Origin of the sequence: Pseudomonas resinovorans NBRC 106553 (assembly GCF_000412695.1) — a bacterium.
GTDB lineage: Bacteria > Pseudomonadota > Gammaproteobacteria > Pseudomonadales > Pseudomonadaceae > Metapseudomonas > Metapseudomonas resinovorans_A.
The window spans coordinates 4722597-4745880 of record NC_021499.1; the positions used below are offsets into that span (position 1 = coordinate 4722597).

Here is a 23284-nt window from a genome sequence, read left to right on the forward strand (position 1 = left end):
ATATCAAAGTGACAGCATTAATTGGATTGTTTAGGATGGGAACCAATTGGTCAATACTTTGGCATATCCTCAATAGCCAAAGAGAATAAGCCAATTTATTGGCGTCAGGGTTACGCCATGTCTTAATAATAGAAGGGAATGTCAGTCCTGCGCTTGGTCGTCACCATCACGGCCCCAGCGACGACAAGCCAGCTGAGAGTCAACTTCAGGAGAGTCGCCCAATGAGCAGTGTTATTGCCATCGTCAAAAGCATTGTTGGTCAGGTCTACGCGATGTCGCCGGAGGGCTTCCGGCGGTTGCTGGTCGAAGGCGACAGACTCTTCAAGGGCGACCAACTGCTGACTGGCAATGAAGGCATGGTGAGCCTGGATCTGGCCGACGGCCGTACCATCGATCTCGGCCGCGACAGCCAATGGAGCGAAACCGACACGGTTGCTGCCGTCGATACCCAGGCAGCCCAGTCAGCATCCCCGACTCCCGCCGATGACGTGGCGCAGCTGCAGCAGGCGATCCAGGCCGGCGTCGACCCGACCCGGGAACTCGAAGCCACCGCGGCCGGCCCGAGCGCCGGTGGCGCAGGCGGTGGTGCCGCAGGCGGCGGTCACAGCTTCGTGATGCTGGATGCCACCGCCGGTAGCGTCGATCCGTCCATCGGTTTCACCACCGGCACCTTTGCCCCGGCCGCCGAACCGCAGGAAGAAGAGCTGACCACGCCGCTGAATGACGCCATTCAGACACAGCCCACCCCGACGCCGCAGAACAGCGCGCCCCAGGGGCAGGACACCAGCATCACCACAGACGAAGACACCCCGGTAAGCGGCCAACTGGGCGCGACCGACCCGAATGGCGACCCGCTGAACTACAGCCTGGGCGACGGCCCACGCAACGGCACGGTGGTGATCAACCCGGACGGTTCCTACACCTACACCCCCAATGGCGACTTCAACGGCAGCGATAGCTTCACGGCCATAGTCGACGACGGCAAGGGCGGCACCGATACCATCACCATCACCATCGGCGTGAACCCGGTTAACGATGCGGCGACCCTCGGCAGCGACAATGTCCAGCTCAGCGAGACCGACGCCCCGCTGACCACCGGCGGCGCCCTGACCATCAGCGATGTGGACAGCCCGCCCACCTTCGTGGCCCAGAGCAACACCGCCGGCCAGTACGGCAGCTTCAGCATCGATGCCGCCGGTAACTGGACCTTCGTCGCCAACTCCGCCTTCAACGAACTGAACACCGGCGACTCGCTGACCGACACCTTCGTGGTCACCAGCGCCGATGGCACCACCACCAGCGTCACCGTCACCATCAATGGCAGCAACGATGCGGCTGTTCTCAGCAGCGCCTCGGTCCAGCTGACCGAGACCGACGCCCCGCTGACCACTGGCGGCACCCTGACCATCAGCGATGTGGACAGCCCGGCCACCTTCGTGGCCCAGAGCAGCACCGCCGGCCAGTACGGCAGCTTCAGCATCGATGCCGCCGGTAACTGGACCTTCGTCGCCAACTCCGCCTTCAACGAACTGAACACCGGCGACTCGCTGACCGACACCTTCGTGGTCACCAGCGCCGATGGCACCACCACCAGCGTCACCGTCACCATCAATGGCAGCAACGATGCTGCTGTTCTCAGCAGCGCCTCGGTCCAGTTGACCGAGACCGACGCCCCGCTGACCACCGGCGGCGCCCTGACCATCAGCGATGTGGATAGCCCGGCCACCTTCCAGGTGCAAAACAATGTCGCCGGCCAGTACGGCAGCTTCAGCATCGACGCAGCCGGCAACTGGACCTACACCGCCAACTCCGCCTTCAACGAGCTGAATACCGGCGACTCCCTGACCGACACCTTCGTGGTCACCAGCGCTGATGGCACTACCAGCAGCGTCACCGTCACCATCAATGGCAGCAACGATGCGGCTGTTCTCGGCAGCGCCTCGGTCCAGTTGACCGAGACCGACGCCCCGCTGACCACCGGCGGCGCCCTGACCATCAGCGATGTGGACAGCCCAGCCACCTTCGTGGCCCAGAGCAACACCGCCGGCCAGTACGGCAGCTTCAGCATCGACGCCAACGGCAACTGGACCTACACCGCCAACTCCGCCTTCAACGAGCTGAACACCGGCGACTCGCTGACCGAGTCCTTTGTGGTCACCAGCGCTGATGGCACCACCACCAGCGTCACCGTCACCATCAACGGCACCAACGACGCGGCCGTCCTCAGCAACGCCAATGTGCAGCTGACCGAAACCAATGAACCGCTGACCACTGGTGGCACCCTGTCCATCAGCGATGTCGACAGCCCGGCCACCTTCGTGGCCCAGAGCAACACCGCCGGCCAGTACGGCAGCTTCAGCATCGACGCAGCCGGTAACTGGACCTACACCGCCAACTCCGCCTTCAACGAGCTGAACACCGGCGACTCGCTGACCGAGTCCTTTGTGGTCACCAGCGCCGATGGCACCACCACCAGCGTCACCGTCACCATCAACGGCACCAACGACGCCGCTGTCCTCAGCAGCGCCAATGTGCAGCTGACCGAAACCAATGAACCGCTGACCACCGGCGGTACCCTGTCCATCAGCGATGTGGATAGCCCGGCAACCTTCGTTGCCCAGAGCGGCACCACCGGCCAGTACGGCAGCTTCAGCATCGACGCGGCCGGCAACTGGACCTACACCGCCAATTCCGCCTTCAACGAATTGAATGTTGGCGACTCGCGCACCGACACCTTCGTCGTGACCAGTGCCGACGGCACCACCAGCAGCGTCACCGTGACAATCAATGGCAGCAACGATGCCGCTGTTCTCAGCAGCGCCTCGGTCCAGCTGACCGAAACCGACGCCCCGCTGACCACCGGCGGCGCCCTGAGCATCAGCGATGTGGACAGCCCGGCCACCTTCGTGGCCCAGGCCAAAACCGCTGGCCAATACGGCAGTTTCAGCATCGACGCGGCCGGCAACTGGACCTACACCGCCAATTCCGCTTTCAACGAGCTGAATGTCGGCGATTCCCGCACTGACACCTTCGAGGTGGTCAGCGCCGACGGCACCAAAACCAGCGTCACCGTCACCATCAACGGCAGCAACGATGCCGCCGTATTGAGCAGCGCCACCGTTGCCCTTACCGAAACCAACGAGCCGCTGACCACCGGCGGCACCCTGACCGTCAGCGATGTGGACAGCCCGGAAACCTTCGTTGCCCAGAACGGCACCGCTGGCACCTACGGCTCCTTCTCCATTGATGCGGCCGGCAACTGGACCTACACCGCCAACTCCGCCTTCAACGAGCTGAATGTCGGCGATTCCCGCACTGACACCTTTGAAGTCGTCAGCGCCGACGGCACCAAAACCAGCGTCACCGTCACCATCAATGGCAGCAACGATGCCGCCGTATTGAGCAGCGCTACCGTTGCCCTTACCGAAACCAACGAGCCGCTGACCACCGGCGGCACCCTGACCGTCAGCGATGTGGACAGCCCGGCCAGCTTCGTGGCCCAGAGCAACACTGCCGGCCAATACGGCAGCTTCAGCATCGATGCAGCCGGCAATTGGACCTACACCGCCAACTCCGCCTTCAACGAGCTGAATACCACTGACTCCCTGACCGATACCTTCGTGGTCACCAGTGCCGACGGCACCACCTCCAGCGTTACCGTCACCATCAATGGCAGCAATGACGCGGCCGTCCTCAGCAGCGCCACTGTGCAGCTGACCGAAACCAACGCCCCGCTGACCACCAGTGGCACCCTGACCATCAGCGATGTGGACAACCCGGCGACCTTCGTTGCCCAGCCCGGTACCGCTGGCACCTATGGCACCTTCAGCATCAACGCTGCCGGCGCCTGGACCTTCGTCGCCAACTCCGCCTTCAACGAACTGAACGTCGACGACAAGCTGACCGAGTCCTTCGATGTCTTCGCCGCCGACGGCACCAAGACCAGCGTCACGGTCACCATCAATGGCAGCAACGACCGCCCGGTCGGCGCCAACGACAGCGTCACCCTGAACGAAGACACCCTGACCACCGGCAACGTGCTGGCCAACGACACTGACGTCGACAGCAGCACCCTTACCGTCACCAGGTTCCAGGTCGGCAATCTGGCTTTCACCAGCGTCAACGCCGGCGGCACCCTGGACCTGGGCCCTGTGGGCAAGCTGACCATCCAGGCCAATGGCGACTTCACCTTCGTTCCCGGCAAGAACTACAACGGCCCGGTGCCCTCCATCACCTACACCCTGAGCGATGGCAGCCTTACCAGCACCGCCGCCCTCAAGTTCGAGATCAACCCGGTCAACGACGCCCCGGTGAACGCCGTACCGGGAGCCCAGACCCTGGCCGAAGACGGCAGCAAGACCTTCAGCCTCATCAGCGGCAACAGCGTTGCCGTCGGCGATATCGATGGCGACAACCTGACCACCACCCTCAACGTCCAGCACGGTGTGCTCACCCTCGGCCCGCTGAAAGGCGGTGTGACCTTCAGCGGCAACGGCACAGGCACCATCACCCTGTCCGGCTCCCAGGCCGCCATCAGCGCAGCCCTGCAGGGTCTGAAGTACACCCCGGCCGCCAACTACAACGGCCAGGACACCCTGACCATCCACACCTCCGATGGCAGCCTGAGCGACACCGATACCGTCACCCTGAACATCACCCCGGTGAACGACCGCCCGGTGGCCTCGCCCACCAGCGAAAGCACCTTCGAAGACGCCCCGAGCATCGGCGGCAAGCTCGCCGCCACCGATGTGGATGGCGATACTCTCAGCTTCAGCGTCATTGGCAACGCTCCGGGCGGTTTCAGCCTGAACGCTGACGGCACCTGGACCCTGGACCCGAGCAACGCGGCCTATCAACACCTGGCCGACGGCGTGTCGACCACGCTCACCATCAACTTCACCGCCACTGACGGCACGCTCTCCAGCAACAGCGTCCTGACCATCACCGTCACCGGCGTCAACGACCGGCCGGAGATCACCGCCAGCACGGCGGACGCCACCGAGGGCAACGGCATCATCACCGGCCAGATCCCGGCCACCGACGTGGATGATGGCGCGGTCCTCAGCTTCAGCACGACCGACACCGTTCCGGGCCTGACCCTGAACAGCGACGGCACCTGGAGCTTCGATGCCAACGACAGTGCCTACGACTACCTCAGCGTCGACGAGCCGCTGGTCATCAGCGTGCCGGTCACCGTCACCGACGAGCACGGCGCCACCGCCGACAGCACCCTGACCATCACCGTCACCGGCACCAACGACGCGCCGGTGGCCAACGCCGTGGCCGCGTCCGGCAACGAAGACCAGCCCGCACGCATCCAGGTCAACCTGTCCGGCAGCGATGTCGACGGCACCGTCACCGGCTTCACCATCGGCTCGCTGCCCGACCACGGCACCCTCTACTCCAGCGCCAATGGCGGCACCGCCCTGCAGATCGGCGACCAGGTGAACGGCCCCGTCTACTTCGTCCCCGCCAAGGACTGGAACGGCAGCACCACCTTCGAATACAGCGCCGTGGACAACAACGGTGCCGTCTCGACCAGCACCGCCACCGCCACCATCAACGTCGCCCCGGTCAACGACCGTCCGGTCGGCGTGAACGACACGGTCACCCTGAACGAAGACAGCATCGCCACCGGCAACGTGCTGACCAACGACACCGACGTCGACAGCAGCACCCTGACCGTCACCAAGTTCCACGTCACCGGCCTGCCCTTCATCAGCGCCAATGCCGGTAGCACCCTGGACCTGGGCATCGGCAAGCTGACCATCCTCGCCAACGGCAACTTCACCTTCGTCCCGGCGGCCAACTACAACGGCCCGGTGCCGTCCGTCACCTACACCCTGAGCGACGGCTCGCTCACCGACACCGCCACCCTCAAGTTCGAGATCACCCCGGTCAACGACGCACCCGTCAACGCCGTGCCCGGCGCCCAGACCCTGGCCGAAGACGGCAGCAAGGTCTTCAGCCTGATCGGCGGCAACAGCGTCAGCGTCAGCGATATCGACAGCGGCAACCTGAGCGTCACCCTCAATGTCCAGCACGGCGTGATCAGCCTCGGCCCGCTGGCCGGTGGCGTGACCTTCAGCGGCAATGGCACAGGCAGCATCACCCTGTCCGGCTCCCAGGCCGCCATCAACGCCGCCCTGCAAGGCCTGCGGTATGTTCCGGCCGCCAACTACAACGGCCAGGACACCCTGACCATCCACACCTCCGATGGCAGCCTGAGCGACACCGACACCGTCACCCTGAACATCACCCCGGTGAACGACCGTCCGGTGACCGCGCCCACCAGCGAAAGCACCTTCGAGGACGCCCCGAGCATCGGCGGCAAGCTCGCCGCCACCGATGTGGATGGCGACACCCTGAGCTTCAGCCTGCCAGGCTCTGCCCCGGCCGGTTTCAACCTCAATTCGAACGGCACCTGGACCCTGGACCCGAGCAACGCCGCCTACCAGCACCTGGCCGACGGCGCGACGCTGACCATCAGCGTTCCCTTCACCGTCAGCGACGGCAAGCTGTCCAGCAACAGCACGCTGACCATCAAGGTCACCGGGGTGAACGACGCGCCGGTGGCCACCGCTACCAGCGCCGCCGCCGATGAAGGCGATGCCCCGCTCACCGGCCAGATCCCGGCCAGTGACGTGGACGATGGCGCGATCCTGGGCTTCAGCCTGGCTGACGACGCCCCGGCCGGCTTCGCCCTCGACAGCAACGGCGGCTGGACCTTCGACGCCCAGGATCCGTCCTACGACTACCTGTCGGCCGGCGAAGAACTGGTCATCACGGTTCCGGTTATCGTCACCGATGAGCACGGTGCGTCCACCACCACCCAGCTGACCATCACCCTCACCGGCACCAATGACGCGCCGGTGGCCAACGCCGTGGCCGCGTCCGGCAACGAAGACCAGCCCGCGCGCATCCAGGTGAACCTGTCCGGCAGCGATGTCGATGGCACCGTCACCGGCTTCACCATCGGCTCGCTGCCCGACCACGGCACCCTCTACTCCAGCGCCAATGGCGGCACCGCCCTGCAGATCGGCGACCAGGTGAACGGCCCCGTCTACTTCGTCCCCGCCAAGGACTGGAACGGCAGCACCACCTTCGAGTACAGCGCCGTCGACAACAACGGCGCCACCTCCAGCAGCGCCACCGCCACCATCAATGTGGCCCCGGTCAACGACCGTCCGGTCGGCGTGAACGACACGGTCACCCTGAACGAAGACAGCATCGCCACCGGCAACGTGCTGACCAACGACACCGACGTCGACAGCAGCACCCTGACCGTCACCAAGTTCCACGTCACCGGCCTGCCTTTCATCAGCGCCAACGCCGGTAGCACCCTGGACCTGGGCATCGGCAAGCTGACCATCCTCGCCAACGGCAACTTCACCTTCGTCCCGGCGGCCAACTACAACGGCCCGGTGCCGTCCGTCACCTACACCCTGAGCGACGGCTCGCTCACCGACACCGCCACCCTCAAGTTCGAGATCACCCCGGTCAACGACGCACCCGTCAACGCCGTGCCCGGCGCCCAGACCCTGGCCGAAGACGGCAGCAAGGTCTTCAGCCTGATCGGCGGCAACAGCGTCAGCGTCAGCGATATCGACAGCGGCAACCTGAGCGTCACCCTCAATGTCCAGCACGGCGTGATCAACCTCGGCCCGCTGGCCGGTGGCGTGACCTTCAGCGGCAATGGCACCGGCAGCATCACCCTGTCCGGCAGCCAGGCCGCCATCAACGCCGCCCTGCAAGGCCTGAAGTACACCCCGGCCGCCAACTACAACGGCCAGGACACCCTGACCATCCACACCTCCGATGGCAGCCTGAGCGACACCGACACCGTCACCCTGAACATCAGCCCGGTGAACGATGCGCCGCAAACCAACATCGGCGGCGGCGTCGGCAACGAAGACAATCCGATCTCCGTCAACCTCAGTGGTTCGGATATCGACGGCAGCGTCGACCACTTCGTCATCAAGTCCCTGCCGGCCAACGGCACACTGATGCTCAACGGTGTCGCCCTGGGCGTTGGCTCACTCGTTCCGGCCAGCGGCAATGGCGCGAACATCACCTTCGTGCCGAATGCCAACTGGAACGGCACCACCACCTTCCAGTACACCGCGGTGGATAACCTGGGCCTGGCGGACAGCACACCGGCCACTGGCACCATCACCGTCACCGCCGTCAACGATGCGCCGATCGCCGTCAACGATGGCCCGGTTGCGGTCACCGAAGGCACCCCGGCCAGCGGCAATGTGCTGACCAACGACAGCGACCCGGAAAACAACCCGCTGACCGTCACCGGCTTCAGCTTCGGCGGCAGCGACTACCTGGCAGGCCAGACCGCCACCATCAGCGGTGTCGGCAGCCTGGTAATCCGTGCCGACGGCAGCTTCACCTTCACCCCGGCCGCGAACTACAACGGCCCGGTACCGTCCGCGACCTACACCGTCAGCGATGGCACCGCCACCGATACTGCCGAGCTGAGCTTCGCTGACGTCAGCCCGGTCAACGACGCACCGATCGCCGTCAACGATGGCCCGGTTGCGGTCACCGAAGACACCCCGGCCAACGGCAATGTGCTGACCAACGACAGCGACCCGGATCACGATGACCTCAGCGTCACCGGCTTCAGCTTCGGCGGCAGCGACTACCTGGCCGGCGAAACCGCCACCATCAACGGTGTCGGCAGCCTGGTAATCCGTGCCGACGGCAGCTTCACCTTCACCCCGGCCGCGAACTACAACGGCCCGGTGCCGTCCGCGACCTACACCGTTTCCGATGGCAGCCTCAGTGACACCGCCGAGCTCAGCTTCGGCAATGTAGCGCCGGTCAACGATGCGCCGATCGCCGTCAACGATGGCCCGGTCCCGATCACCGAAGACACCCCGGCCAACGGCTTTGTGCTGACCAACGACAGCGATCCGGAAAACGACGACCTCAGCGTCACCGGCTTCAGCTTCGGCGGCAGCGACTACCTGGCCGGCGAAACCGCCACCATCAGCGGTGTCGGCAGCCTGGTAATCCGTGCCGACGGCAGCTTCACCTTCACCCCGGCCGCGAACTACAACGGCCCGGTACCGTCCGCGACCTACACCGTTTCCGATGGCAGCCTCAGTGACACCGCCGAGCTGAGCTTCGCTGACGTCAGCCCGGTCAACGACGCACCGATCGCCGTCAACGATGGCCCGGTTGCGGTCACCGAAGACACCCCGGCCAACGGCAATGTGCTGACCAACGACAGCGATCCGGATCACGATGACCTCAGCGTCACCGGCTTCAGCTTCGGCGGCAGCGACTACCTGGCCGGCGAAACCGCCACCATCAACGGTGTCGGCAGCCTGGTAATCCGTGCCGACGGCAGCTTCACCTTCACCCCGGCCGCCAACTACAACGGCCCGGTGCCCTCCGCGACCTACACCCTCAGCGATGGCACCGCCACCGATACCGCCGAGCTCAGCTTCGGCAATGTAGCGCCGGTCAACGATGCGCCGATCGCCGTCAACGATGGCCCGGTCCCGGTCACCGAAGACACCCCGGCCAACGGCAATGTGCTGACCAACGACAGCGACCCGGATCACGATGACCTCAGCGTCACCGGCTTCAGCTTCGGTGGCAGCGACTACCTGGCCGGCGAAACCGCCACCATCAACGGTGTCGGCAGCCTGGTAATCCGTGCCGATGGCAGCTTCACCTTCACCCCGGCCACCAACTACAACGGCCCGGTGCCCACCGCGACCTACACCCTCAGCGATGGCACCGCCACCGATACCGCCGAGCTCAGCTTCGCTGACGTCAGCCCGGTCAACGATGCACCGGAAACCAACGCTGCCAGCGCTACCGGCAACGAGGACGCCCCGGGTATTCCGGTCGCCCTCAGCGGCTCGGACGTGGACGGCACCGTCCAGCACTTCATCATCAAGGAGCTGCCGGCCAACGGCACCCTGCTGTTCAATGGCGCCGCCCTGATCGCCGGCGCCATCGTTCCGGCCACCGGCAACGGTGCCACTGTCACCTTCGTGCCGAATGCCAACTGGAACGGCGACGACACCTTCAAATATGCCGCTGTGGATAACCAGGGCCTGGAAGACACGACACCGGCTACCGCCACCCTGACCGTCGATGCGGTCAACGACGCACCGGTCGCCCTGGCCGACAGCACCACCGTCGCCGAAGGCGGCAGCGTGGTAATCAACGTTGCCGACAACGACCACGATATCGACGACGGCCTCGACCTCGCCAGCATCGTGATCAAGTCGAACCCGACCAACGGCAGCCTGGTCATCAACGCCAACGGCACCGTCAGCTACCAGCACAACGGCAGCGAAACCACCGGCGATTCCTTCACCTACACCATCAAGGACAAGGCGGGTGTCGAGTCCAATCCGGTCACCGTCACCATCGGCGTGACGCCAGTGGACGACCCGTCCGTACTGACGCCGGACACCAAGTCGGTTGCCGAAGACAACATGGCCACCGGCAACGTGCTCGACAACGACCACGATGTGGATAACACCCTCAGTGTCTCCACCTTCAGCATCGCCGGCGTCGCCGGCAGCTTCGCCGCTGGCGCCAGCGCCAACATCGCCGGCGTGGGCACCTTCACCCTCGGCAGCAACGGCGAATACAGCTTCACCCCGGTGGCCAACTGGAACGGCGCGGTGCCGCAGGTCACCTACACCACCAACACCGGTAGCAGCTCGACGCTGAACATCACGGTGACCCCGGTGAACGACGCACCGGTCGCCCTGGCCGACAGCGCCACCGTCGCCGAAGGCGGCAGCGTGGTAATCAACGTTGCCGACAACGACCGCGATATCGACGACGGCCTGGACCTCGCCAGCATCGTGATCAAGTCGAACCCGGCCAACGGCAGCCTGGTCGTCAACGCCAACGGCACCGTCAGCTACCAGCACAACGGCAGCGAGACCACCGGCGATTCCTTCACCTACACCATCAAGGACAAGGCGGGTGTCGAGTCCAACCCGGTCACCGTCACCATCGGCGTGACGCCAGTGGACGACCCGTCCGTACTGACGCCGGACACCAAGTCGGTTGCCGAAGACAACACCGCCACCGGCAACGTGCTCGACAACGACCACGATGTGGATAGCACCCTCAGTGTCGCCACCTTCAGCATCACTGGCGTCACCGGCAGCTTCGCCGCTGGCGCCAACGCCAACATCGCCGGCGTGGGCACCTTCACCCTCGGCAGCAACGGCGAATACAGCTTCACCCCGGCAGCCAACTGGAACGGCGCGGTGCCGCAGGTCACCTACACCACCAACACCGGTAGCAGCTCGACGCTGAACATCACGGTGACCCCGGTGAACGATGCGCCGGACGCCCGCGACGACCAGGCGCTGCTCAGCGGCCTTAAAGGCAACTACTACGCCTACAACGAAGGCCCGGACGGTACCAACCTGTCCAACGTCGCCCAGGTCAAGAACTTCATCGACAGCCACGGCGCCAACGCCACCTTCACCGCCACCAGCCTCAACTATGGCAATGGTGTGAGCAGCAACCTGGGCAACGACCAGCAACTGCAGCAGTTCCTTGGCGGCGACGCTTCGTCCCTGAACCGCGACCCGGTCAACAGCTCGGATGCCATCATCCAGCTCACCGGCAATGTCAGCCTCGCCGCCGGCACCTACCAGTTCAAGGTGACCGCGGACGACGGCTACAGCATCCGCATCGATGGCGTGGTGGTGGCCGAGTTCAGCGGCAACCAGAGCAGCACCACTCGCGAGTCGGCTACCTTCACCATCGCCCAGGGCGGCCAGCACAACATCGAGATCATCTACTGGGATCAGGGCGGCCACGCCCAGCTCAAGGTGGAACTGCGTCCGGAAGGCGGCGCCTACAGCGTGCTGGGCGGCAACAGCCTGAGCCACAACGTCGGCGCCCTGACCACGGTGGAAGACACTGCGCTGCAGATCGAACCCGCCACCCTGCTGGGCAACGACACCGACCCGGACGGCGACCCCCTCAGCATCATCAGCGTCCAGGGCGCCCAGAACGGCACCGTGGCCCTGGTCAACGGCAAGGTGGTGTTCACCCCGACCGCGAACTTCAATGGCCAGGCCTCCTTCACCTACACCATCAGCGATGGCAAGGGCGGCACCGATACCGCCACCGCCATGGTGAACGTCACCGCCGTGAACGATGCGCCGGTCGCCGACAGCCACAGCCTGACGGTCGCAGAGGAAAGCGTCGGTACCAGCCTGAACATCCAGGCACCCACCGACGTGGATGGCGACGCGCTGACCATCACCGTCACCGGCCTGCCGACCCTCGGCCAGGTCCTGCTGGCGAACGGCACCGCCGTCACCAACGGCCAGATCCTGACCAGCGCCCAGCTACAGGGCCTGAAGTACAACGCTCCGGCCGACTACAACACCAGCCAGACCGTTGGCAACTTCACCTACAGCGTCAGCGACGGCAAGGTAAGCACCGCCGGCACCATCACCCTGGGTGTCACTCCGGTGAACGACGCACCGGTGGTCAGCAGCAACAGCATCACCGTGGCCGAAGAGAGCGTGGGCACCAGCCTCGGCCTGAGCGCCCCGACCGATGCCGACGGCGACAGCCTGACCATCACCGTCACCGGCCTGCCGACCATCGGCCAGGTGCTCCTGGCCAACGGCAACCCGGTGGTCAACGGCCAAACCCTCAACAGTGCCCAGCTGCAAGGCCTGAAGTACAACGCCCCGGCCGACTACACCGCAGGCACTCCGGTGGGCTCCTTCACCTACAGCGTCAACGACGGCACTGTGACCGTGAACGGTTCGGTCACCATCGGCGTGACTCCGGTGGACGACCCGTCCGTACTGGCGCCGGACACCAAGTCGGTTGCCGAAGACAACACGGCCACCGGCAACGTGCTCGACAACGACCGCGATGTGGACAGCACCCTCAGCGTCGCCAGCTTCCGCATTGCCGGCATCCCCGGCAGCTTCACCGCCGGCGCCAGCGCCAACATCACCGGCATGGGTACTTTCACCCTCGGCAGCAACGGCGAGTACAGCTTCACCCCGGTAGCCAACTGGAACGGCACGGTGCCGCAGGTCACCTACACCACCAATACCGGCAGCAGCTCGACGCTGAACATCACCGTCACTCCGGTGAACGACCTCCCGGTGGTCAGCAGCAACAGCATCACCGTGGCCGAGGAAAGCATCGGCACCAGCCTGGGCCTGAGCGCGCCGACCGATGTGGACGGCAACGCCCTGACCATCACCGTCACCGGCCTGCCGAGCCTCGGCCAGGTCCTGCTGGCGAACGGCACCGCCGTCACCAATGGCCAGACCCTGACCAGTGCCCAGTTGCAAGGCCTGAAGTACAACGCGCCGGCCGACTACACCACCGGCCAGGTCGTGGGTAACTTCACCTACAGCGTCAACGATGGCACCGCCACCGTGAACGGCTCGGTCACAATAGGCGTGACCCCGGTGAACGACGCACCGCAAACCAGCAACACCACCGCCACCGGCAGCGAAGACAACATCATCGCGGTCAACCTCAGCGGTAGTGACGTGGATGGCACCGTGGCCAGCTTCAAGCTGACCTCGATCCCGGCCGGCGGTAGCTTCTACAGCGATTCCGGCGCCACCATCGCATTGACCCTGGCCAGTGTGATCAACGCCGTGAACAACGGCGCCACCATCTACTTCAAGCCCAATGCCAACTGGAACGGCAGCTACACCTTCAACTACGCCGCCACCGACAACAACAGCCTGGCGGACGCGACCCCGGCCACCGGCACCATCACCGTCAACGCGGTGAACGACGCGCCGAACATCGTCGATGCCGGCGTGAGCCTGAACGAGAACGTGCCCGCCAACACCTTCGTGTTCGACGTCAACGACAGCTTCACCGGCATCGACAAGGATGTGGATAACCAGGCCATCACCTACAGCATCACCGGTGGCAACGGCAGCAACATCTTCGTCATCGACTCGGCCACGGGCATTATCAGCATCGCCGCCGGCAAGACCCTCGACTACGAGACCGCCTCCCAGCACGTGCTGACCGTCAGAGCCAGCGACGGCAGCCTGAGCGACACCGCGCTGATCACCGTCAACGTCAACAACCTGCCGGATTCCCCGCCGGTGGTTTCGGGCGCCTCCTCGCTGGTTTCCGAGACCGGCCTGAAGAGCGCCAGCGACGCCGACACCAGCAACGTCGCCAGCGGCAAGGTCACCATCAGCCACGACTCGGCCACCACTGTGACCCTCGTGGCGCCCACCGGCACCACGCTGAAGTCGGGCGGCACCACCATCACCTGGAGCCTCAGCGCCGATGGCAAGACCCTGACCGGCAAGGCGGGCAGCGAGAACGTCCTGACCCTTTCCATCGACAACCAGGGCAACTACTCGGTCAACCTGCTGAAACCGGTCGACCACCCGGATACCACGTCCGCGGATGTGCTCAACCTGAACGTCGGCGTACGCGTCACCGACGCCTACAACAACCAGTCGACCACCACCCTGGCCGTGCAGATCCAGGACGACGTGCCGACCGCCTCCCCGGGCGGCGTCACTATCGACATCCCGGTGAGCAGCATCAACGTCTCCGGTCTGGAAGCAGGCTTCGTCAACCCGACCTCCACCGGCGGCGGCACGTCCGGCCTGACCCAGACCAACACGGACAGCGACAGCTACATCGACAAGATCAACTGGGGCGGCAGCAGCGGCTCGGGCTACACCTTCGCGGACAACGAGTCCTTCCGGACCTCGGCCACGAGCCTGCCCGACAGCCAGTTCAAGGTCGGCACCCTGACCCACAACAACTACCCGATCAGCAGTGACGCCTCGGTGCTGAACACCGTGGGCCTGAAGGTGAAGCTCACCGTCATGATCGACGGCGTGCCGACCACCATCGAGCACACCGTCAACCTGCGCCATACGGAAACCCCGAACAACGCGTCCAACACCCAGGACCCGGCGAACGACGACATCATCCGCCTGGACAACTCCACGCTGGTCAAGCAGTTCACCGTGGGCGACCGCACCTTCGAATTCGAGATCAAGGGCTTCCTCGATCCGAAGACCGGCAACGTCGTCACCACCATCTACACCACGGAAAACGCCTCCTCGGCCTTCGATCTGTACGCCGTGGTGAAATCCACCGATGGCCTGCCGCTCAACAGCGGTGATGTGTCCACCAACACCACCACCGGTGCCGATGGCAGCGTGGTAGTCGCGGGCAGCAACGCCACCATCGAGTGGACCGGCGCGACCAAGAACGCCGATGGCACCTCCACCATCACCAACGCGTTCGGCACCTTCACTGGCTGGGCGGATGGTCGCTATCGCTTCGAAGTCAGCCGCACCGCGCGCGACAACTTCGATGCCGACCAGATCGAGAACCTCAAATTCACCTACGTGGTGAAGGACGGCGACGGCGACACCGCCACCTCCCAGGTCACCGTGACCCTCAACGGCGAGAAGGTCGTGCCCTTCGCGCCGCTGGTGGAGCAGGCCGCCCAGACCACGGTGCTGAGCATCGACCCGGGCACCAAGTCCACCGCCAGCCTGGGTATCGACGTGGGCCGCGATGTCAGCGGCTCCTCGGTGAAGATCACCGCCACCGACGACACCTCGCTGAACGGCCAGGCGGTCAAGGGCAGCGTGCTGTTCAACGGCGTGGCGGAGAGCGTCACCCTGACCTCCGGCGGCGTGGCCCTGGTCTACCGTGCCAACGCCGATGGCAGCCTGGATGCCGTCAAGCAAGGCACCAACGACGTGGTGTTCAAGGTCACTGGCGATGCCGCCAAGGGCACCTACTCGGTGCAGATGGTCGGCACCCTGGACCAGGGTTCCAAGGTCACCACCGGTACGTCTGCGGTCTCCTTCTCGCAGTCCAACAACGTTGCGGTGGCGAACAGCAACAACAGCAATTTCACCGTGTCGCTGAGCGGCAGCAACGGTACGCCCTACTGGAGCAATAGCCGCCTGGGGATCGACGCGCCGGGCACCAGCAGTGGCAGCGAGAACCGCGAGCTCAACTACCGCACCAGCAACGAAGTGCTGACGCTCACCTTCGCCGCGATTGCGGGGGTGCTGGTCAATTCCGTCCAGATTGGCACGGTCGACCTGCAAAGCGGTGAGCGACTGGAGTACCGGATCAACGGTGGGCAGTGGACCGAGGTTAGCGGAGCCAACAATTCGCCCACGCTGAGCCTTTCGGACCTCAGTGGTATCAGCACCGTCGATCTGCGAGCCAGCAACTCAGGCACCGACTTCTCGGTGGGCAGCGTGAACGTGGGCTTCACCAAGACGGTTACCGCCGACGCCAGCTCCAACACCACCCTGAACCTGGGCGCCACCGTCACCGATGGCTCCGGCGACAAGGCCTCCACCGACTTCAGCGTGGTGATCGATCCGGATCACACGCTGCAGGGCACCACCGGCAACGACTCGCTGAAGGGCAGCGACCTGGCCGATACCCTCCAGGGCGGCGCCGGCAATGACACCCTCGACGGTGGCAAGGGCAACGACACTCTCTACGGTGGAGAAGGCAAGGACAGCCTCATCGGCGGCCAGGGCAACGACATCCTCTGGGGCCAGGGCGGCGCCGACACCTTCGTCTGGAAGTCGGGAGATGCGGGCATCGCCGGCAACCCGGCCCAGGACGTGGTGAAGGACTTCAAGCTGAGCGAAGGCGACAAGATCGACCTGAGCGACCTGCTGCAAGGAGAGACCACCACCACCATCGACAACTTCCTCAAGCTGATCGTCGATACCGGTACCGGCAACGCTACCCTGCTGGTGAGCAAGGACGGCCACCTCAACGATGGCGGCGCCGCCGCCAGCCACGCCGACCTGAGCATCACCCTGGAAGGCGCGGCCAACCAGCTCAGCGGGTCCTCCATCAACTCCCTGATCGCCGGCGCCGACCCGACCATCAAGGTCGACCACAGCTGATGGCTTCCCCTGTCCGCAATCGCTGCAACGGTTGCGGACAGGGGGATTCTGGCCTCATGCTGCGCAAGCCCTCCCCCGGAGATCCGCAATGCTCTATATCCAGCGCGACGAACAAGGAAAGCTCACTCGCGTCGAAGCGGCCGAGTTCGATGAAATGACCGGCGCCCTGCCCGCCGACGACCAGGAGATCCAGGCCTGGTACGCCAACCTGGCGATGCAGAGCAGCCTGCTGCAACTCAAGCAGAGCGACCTGGACATGATCCGGGTACTCGACGACCTGATTTCCGTACTGATGATCAAGGGCGTGATCCGCATCACCGACCTGCCACCGGCGGCGCAGTCCAAGCTGCTCAGCCGGAACCAGGCACGGGAGGCCCTGGGCGGTATCTCGCGGTTGATTGTCGAGGAAGAGGATCAGGCCGGCCTGATCTGAGTCCGGCCTCCGCTCAAGCGCCGCGCTGTATCGAACAGCCCGGCGATTCCCCTGCCCCAGCGCCCGGGCTCATCGCCAGGGCGCCGGCGCCCCGAACAGCTGGCCCTGCACGCCACGGAAGCCCATGTCCCGCAGCACCTGCCATTCGCCTTCGGTTTCCACCCGTTCGGCGATCAGTGGCAGATCGATGCTGTGGGCCGCGCGCTGCATGGCCTCGATGAACAGGCGCTTGTCGCCTTCCTGATCGATGGCGCGGATATAGCTGCCATCCACCTTGAGATAGGCCAGGCCCAGGCGCGCCAGGTTGCCGATCATGCTGAAGCGGCCACCGAAGTGCTGCAGGCTGAGGGCGAAGCCCAGCTCCCGTAGTCGGCGGGTGAGCTGTTCCAGCATGGCCTGTTCCGGCAACTGGTCTTCCTCCAGTTCCAGCACCAGGCGCGGGCCGAGTTGGGGATAGCGGCGCAGCAGCTCGAAGGCTTTTTCCAGCGCCTGGGGTTCGCGCAACAGGGCGCCGGAAAGGTTCAACGCCAGGCTCTGGCCGTGGCCGCCCATCTGCTCCAACACCAGCTCCAGCATCAGCAGGTCGAGGCGCGCCGCCCAGCCGAAACGCTGCAGCCAGGGCAGGAAGCGCCCGGCGGGAATGTTCTCGCCCCGCTCGTCGCGCAAGCGCGACAACACCTTGTAGTGCAGCACCTGGTCGCGCTGGTGGCTGTCCACCACCGGCTGGAAATAGAGCTGGAACTGGCGCTGGCGCAGCGCCTGGTCGAGCAACTGGTGCCAGGCATGGCGCTCCTCGCCCACGTTGGGCACGGCACCTCCGGCCAGGGTCGCCCAGGCCCGGTCGCCCTGACTTTCCGCCTTGGCCAGGGCCTCGTCGGCCAGACGCAGCAAGTCCGCCATGTCGTCGCCGGGACTGAAATGCGCCAGCCCCATGTGCGCCACCGGCAGGCTGTCCGCCGCGCCAGTGGCCACCAGATTGGCCAGTCCGGCTTCCAGCTGCACGGCGAGTTGCTCGGCTTCCTCGGCCACCAGGCCGGGCAGCATCAGGGCGAAATCGCCGCCACGGCTGCGCGCCACCAACTGGCCGGCGCCGCGCCCGGCCGAGAACTGCCGCAACAGCTCGGCCACCGCCAGCAGCAGCTGGTCGGTGCGCTGGCCGCCCAGGCGCTGGTTCAATCCCGCCAAGTCGTGCACACGTAGCAGCATCAGTTGGCCGGAGCTGGACTGGTCGTCGGCGCTGAGCCGCGCCTGCAACTGCGCCTCGAAGTATCGGCGGTTGGCGAGGCCGGTCAGGTTGTCCTTGTAGGCCTCGTCGCGCAGGCGTTCGCTGCGTTCGGCCTGCTCCTGGAACAGCGCCTTGAGCTTCTCCACCATCTGGTTCATCGCCTGTACCACACGGCGCAGCTCCGGGGTGCGCGGCAGTTCCGGCAGGCTGAGGAATTCACGCCGGGCGATGGCGTGGGACTGCTCCACCATATAGTCCAGGGGCCGCAACTGACGTCGCAGCAGGAAGGCACCGAGTCCGGCACTGACCAGGCCGCAGACCAGCAACCAACCCAGGCTGCCCAGGGCGCTCTGCCAGAGTCGGGCCAGGGCGAACAACGGGTGGCTCTGCACCTCCACCCGCGCGGCCTGCTGCCAGCCGCGGCTGACGATGGCGTCACCACCCTCGGAGTGCAGGTCGATCAGGTCGACGAACCACTGCGGCACCTGTGCCCCCAGCGCATCGGGCACGCCGGTGCGTTCCACCAGCACCTTGCCGCTGTCCAGGTCGATCACCCGGATGCGCTCGAAGTAGCCGCTGTCGAAGATCGAGCTGACCATCAGCTCGATCATCGCCGGGTCGTCGATATGCGGGGTCAGCGACAGCCCCAGAGCCGTTGCCGCGTCCTGGGCGTGGGAGCGCAACTGGTTGACGTACTGCTCCCGCGAGCTTTCCAGCCCCACCATGAAGCTGCCGCTGAAGGCGACCACCAGGAACAGGCAGATGGCGATCAACAACTGTTTGAACAGTGACATCTCGACTCCTATCGGGCCGGCTCCACCGGGAAGCCCTCGGCCTTCATCTTCTTGAGCAGTTCCTGCCAGCGCGACAGCCGCTTGGCATCGCCCACCTGTTTGCCGCCGCCCCTGCCGGCCAGCCACAGGCCCTCGGCGTTGAAGGCGTAGACCGGCAGCAGGTCGGTACGTTGGTCGGCGGGGCGGATGATCCCCACCAGGTTGTCCAGCACCAGCGGCATGGCGTCGGGCGACGGGTAGTAGGTCAGCACCATGTGCGCCTGGTTCAGCCGCAGCGCCTTGACGTAGGTGATGCGCAGTTTCTCGCTGGGCACCCCGAGCTGGCGCAGGCTGAAGTACTTGGCGATGGCGAAGTCCTCGCAGTCGCCGGCACCGCGCAACAAGGCTTCCACCGGGGTGGCCCAGTAGTCCACCTGCCGCCAGAGACGCTCGTCATCGGTGAGGCGCAGCTTGGCGTTGAAGAAGCGGTTCACTTCTTCCAACTGGCGCTTCTCGTCGACGCCGGCCAGGCGGCCCAGCATCGCCTGCCAATCGTCGATGCGCGGCCTGCCGGCGCCGAGGGGACCGTAGAGGGTTTCGGCGCGGCGGCTGATCAGGGCGAAATCCCAGTCCGCCTGCAGCACGCCGGCCAGCAGCGCCAACAGCAATGGCGCCGCCAGGGCCAGCACCCGCCGCCCCCGACATGCACGCCAGGCCTGAACGCTACCTCGGAACATCCACCATCCCGTATCGGAGGCCGTCAGGCCCCATGAAACACGGCGCGAATGGTGCGGGCTGGCCCTGGAAAAAACAATGGCAATCTGCCGCCATCCATGCGGCCGAGGTGGTGCCGCGCGCACAGGGGGCTTGTAGGTTGGCGCAGAGCGGAGCGAAGCCAACAGGGCGGTGGCGGACCGGGAGCGTTGGGCTTCGCTGCGCTCAGCCCAACCTACGAGTCTATGTCGTCGCCTCGGCCGACCCTCAGCGCAGGGTCAGGGCGATGGGGGTTTCGTCGAAGTCGAAGCAGCCGAGGAAGGTCTTGATGTCCAGCAGGTTGCCGTCCACTTTCACATCCCCCAGCAGCGCACCCTTCAGCAGGCCGTTCTCGCCGCTGATCACGGTGTCGAGGTAGGTCTTGTCGAAGGTCAGCTTGAGCGTGGTGCCCTCGGGGATGCCCTTGTGCAGCTCGGCTACTCCACGGCGAACCTCCAGCGCCCACTCCTCGTTGATGTCGGGGAAGACGAAGCCCAGGGTGAGGTTCACGTCGGCGCTCTTTTCCGGGTCGAGGCGGGTCACCCAGTTCTGCAGGAAGATACGCGCCGGCAGGTTCTTCAGCATCTCCGGCGAGAGGAAGGCATTGCGCACAGCCTGGGACAGTTGCAGCGCGGCGTCGCCGTTCAGCTTGCCTTCCAGCTCCATGGCGCTCATCAGGTACCAGTTGCGCCAGTTGATGTTCATGCTGGCGTAGCCCAGGCGGCGGAAGCTGCGGGCCTTGATCTCGCGGGCAAGCTTGTCGTCGTGGTCGATGCGGATGGCGTAGCCGGCGAGCTCCGCGGCCCACTGGTAGTCGCCCTTGAGGTAGGCGTTGCCGGCGGCCAGCAGCACCTTCTCGCGCCCGCCCATCATCTCCACCAGGCGCGTGGCCTTCTCCACCGGCGGGGTCGGGTCGAGATCCACCGGGTCACCCTGGAACCAGCCCAGGTAGCCCTGGTAGATCTGCCGCACGCTGTGCTTCACGGTGCCGTAGTACTCCCGCAGGTAGGGGGTGTAGCCGGCCAGGTGGGGCGGCAGCTGGACCTTCTCCACCAGCTCGTCGGGGGTCAGGCCCTTGTTCATCCAGCGCACGGTCTGGTCGTGGACGTAGGCGATGGCGTCGCGGGTCATGCGCAGCACCTCTTCCACCTTGTCCTTGCCGGATACCGGCTGGCCGTGCAGCGGCACCATGTAGTCGGCCTGGAAGGCGCGCAGCTTGTCGAGGCTCGCCACCCACACCACCGGGTCGCGGAACTTGGTGCCGCGCAGGGTGTGGATGTTCGGCAGGGTCGGCCCCTGGGTCACCTCGGCGCTGATCAGCACGCGGTTGTCCGGCAGGTAGAGGACGATCTCGTCCGGTGCCTCGCTGGGCACATGGAGGAACTGTATCGGCAGGCCGGCGATGGTGGTGTCGAGCTTGTCCTTGAAGGTGATGGTCGGGGCGATGAAGGTGGACTTGCCCTCATGGGCCAGCGGGCCGAGGCCGGCGTTCATGTCCTTCTTGTCGGCATCCGGCAGAGCCACGCCGAAGCTGTAGCCCGAGCGCATGCCGAGGATCGGGCCCACCAGCGCGCCCTGGGTCACCACGTTGTCCAGCAGGGTTTCCTGGGCGTAGATCTGCACCTCGCCGGACTTCACCTGCTCTTCGCTGACGAAGCCCTTCACGCCGTTGATATGGTCGGGGTGGAAGTGGGTGTAGACGATGGCCTTGATCGGCTTGTCGCTGATCTTGCGGAACTCCGTCAGCACCTTGCGCGACTGCTCGGCGGACTCGCCGGTGTCGACGATGATCAGCCCTTCCGGCGCCTCGATCATCACGCTGTTGGCCAGGTTCCAGCCCACCGCCGAATAGACGTTGTCGGCGATCTTGTAGACCTTCTCGCTGAAGTGCCTGGTGTGCTCGGCCAGCTCGGCGTTGATGCTCGGCTCGATGGTCTCGTCCGGCAGCGCCGCGTCGGCGCCGAGGGGCAGTGCGGCGGCCAGGAGCAGGCCGCTGAAACGGGTGCTGATGCGCATGTTGGGCTCGGTATCGTTGTTATTGATCGGGACAGGCTGGCAGGGACCTGTTAATAATTCCAATGCATTCCTCTGCCAATCTTGATGCAGGTAACGCATGAACGATCTTCGCCAGCTCCGCCACTTCGTCGCCCTCGCCGAGCACGGCCACTTCGCCCGCGCGGCGGAAGCGGTCAACCTCAGCCAGCCGGCGCTGAGCCGCAGCATCCAGGCCCTGGAGGCCAGCCTGGGCTGCAGCCTGCTGGACCGAGGCCCGCGCCAGATCAGCCTGACCGCCCATGGCCGGCTGGTACTGGAACACGCCCGGCGCCTGCTGGACGGCAACCGCGCCCTGCGCAGTGCGGTGACCCAGCTGGACAACCTCGACAGCGGCGAACTGCGCCTGGGTGCCGGCCCCTACCCCGCCGCGCGCCTGGTGCCCCGCGCCCTCGGCCGCTTCGCCAGCCGCCACCCGGGGGTGCGCGTACAGCTCAGCCTGGAGAACTGGCACAGCCTGCACCAGCGCCTGCTGGACGACGCCATCGAACTGTTCGTCGCCGATATCCGCGAACTCGCGGACGACCCGCTGCTGGATATCACGCCCCTGCGCCGCCACCCCGGCACCCTCTTCTGCCGCCCGGGCCACCCACTGCTCGCCCGCCGTCGGGTCCTTCTGAGCGACCTCGCCGGTTACGCCCTGGCCGGCACCCAGCTGCCCGTGGAGGTGGCCCAGGCGGTCGGCACGCTGAGTGGCAACCGCAATCCGCTGGGTATCGAATGCGACAACTTCATGGTGCTCAAGGCCCTTGTGGCCGAGAGCGACGTGATCAGCATGGCGCCCTGGGATGTGGTGGCCGAGGACGTGCGCACCGGCAGACTGGCGGTCCTGGAGATTCCCCAGGGCGGCGAGACGTCATCGGCCTATGGCGTGGTCAGCCACGCCGCGCGCAGCCTGTCGCCTGCGGCGCGGGTGGTGAGGGAGTTGTTGCTGGAAGAGGATGAGCGGTTTGCCGACGATGTGGCCCTCAGATCGTAGCCCGGCTGAAAACGCGATCGTAGGATGGGTCGGGCGGCGTTCCGCGAGCCTGCGATACCCATCGGCCGGTGTGATGGGTATCGCTCCGCTCAACCCATCCTACGGGAGCGCGCTGCCTGACCGGCTGATCAACGCGCC

Annotated in this window: 6 protein-coding genes; 3 read left to right on the plus strand and 3 right to left on the minus strand. The window is 65.5% G+C overall.

The features are described from left to right. Positions 1 to 221 precede the first annotated feature (221 nt). Positions 222 to 16931: a retention module-containing protein gene (locus PCA10_RS30460; protein ID WP_016494162.1), complete on the plus strand. Its 16710-nt coding sequence runs from the start codon at positions 222 to 224 to the stop codon at positions 16929 to 16931. An 88-nt stretch (positions 16932 to 17019) separates the two neighbouring features. Continuing rightward, positions 17020 to 17364: a hypothetical protein gene (locus PCA10_RS21355; RefSeq protein ID WP_016494163.1), complete on the plus strand. Its 345-nt coding sequence runs from the start codon at positions 17020 to 17022 to the stop codon at positions 17362 to 17364. 69 nt (positions 17365 to 17433) lie between these two features. Here the strand turns inward: PCA10_RS21355 and lapD are convergent, their stop codons facing one another. The 3 genes from lapD to PCA10_RS21370 form a co-directional block, all read right to left on the minus strand. Next, complete coding sequence (lapD, locus tag PCA10_RS21360; RefSeq protein ID WP_016494164.1) at positions 17434 to 19383, minus strand: cyclic di-GMP receptor LapD; 1950 nt, start codon at positions 19381 to 19383, stop codon at positions 17434 to 17436. An 8-nt stretch (positions 19384 to 19391) separates the two neighbouring features. After that, positions 19392 to 20099: a cysteine protease LapG gene (gene lapG, locus PCA10_RS21365; RefSeq protein WP_081663990.1), complete on the minus strand. Its 708-nt coding sequence runs from the start codon at positions 20097 to 20099 to the stop codon at positions 19392 to 19394. 244 nt (positions 20100 to 20343) lie between these two features. Further along, positions 20344 to 22131: an alkyl/aryl-sulfatase gene (locus PCA10_RS21370; RefSeq protein WP_041770394.1), complete on the minus strand. Its 1788-nt coding sequence runs from the start codon at positions 22129 to 22131 to the stop codon at positions 20344 to 20346. Between the two features lie 97 nt (positions 22132 to 22228). Between PCA10_RS21370 and PCA10_RS21375 the strand changes: the two genes are divergently transcribed. Then, positions 22229 to 23146 (plus strand): LysR family transcriptional regulator, encoded by a 918-nt coding sequence (locus PCA10_RS21375; protein ID WP_016494167.1) that lies wholly within the window; start codon positions 22229 to 22231, stop codon positions 23144 to 23146. The last annotated feature ends 138 nt before the right edge of the window (positions 23147 to 23284 follow it).

What these genes read in the sequence shown, in the direction of transcription:
- PCA10_RS30460 (WP_016494162.1), top strand. Translation starts at nt 222, where the DNA reads ATGAGCAGTGTTATTGCCATCGTCAAAAGCATTGTTGGTCAGGTCTAC.
- PCA10_RS21355 (WP_016494163.1), top strand. Translation starts at nt 17,020, where the DNA reads ATGCTCTATATCCAGCGCGACGAACAAGGAAAGCTCACTCGCGTCGAA.
- lapD (WP_016494164.1), bottom strand. Translation starts at nt 19,383, where the DNA reads ATGTCACTGTTCAAACAGTTGTTGATCGCCATCTGCCTGTTCCTGGTG.
- lapG (WP_081663990.1), bottom strand. Translation starts at nt 20,099, where the DNA reads ATGTTCCGAGGTAGCGTTCAGGCCTGGCGTGCATGTCGGGGGCGGCGG.
- PCA10_RS21370 (WP_041770394.1), bottom strand. Translation starts at nt 22,131, where the DNA reads ATGCGCATCAGCACCCGTTTCAGCGGCCTGCTCCTGGCCGCCGCACTG.
- PCA10_RS21375 (WP_016494167.1), top strand. Translation starts at nt 22,229, where the DNA reads ATGAACGATCTTCGCCAGCTCCGCCACTTCGTCGCCCTCGCCGAGCAC.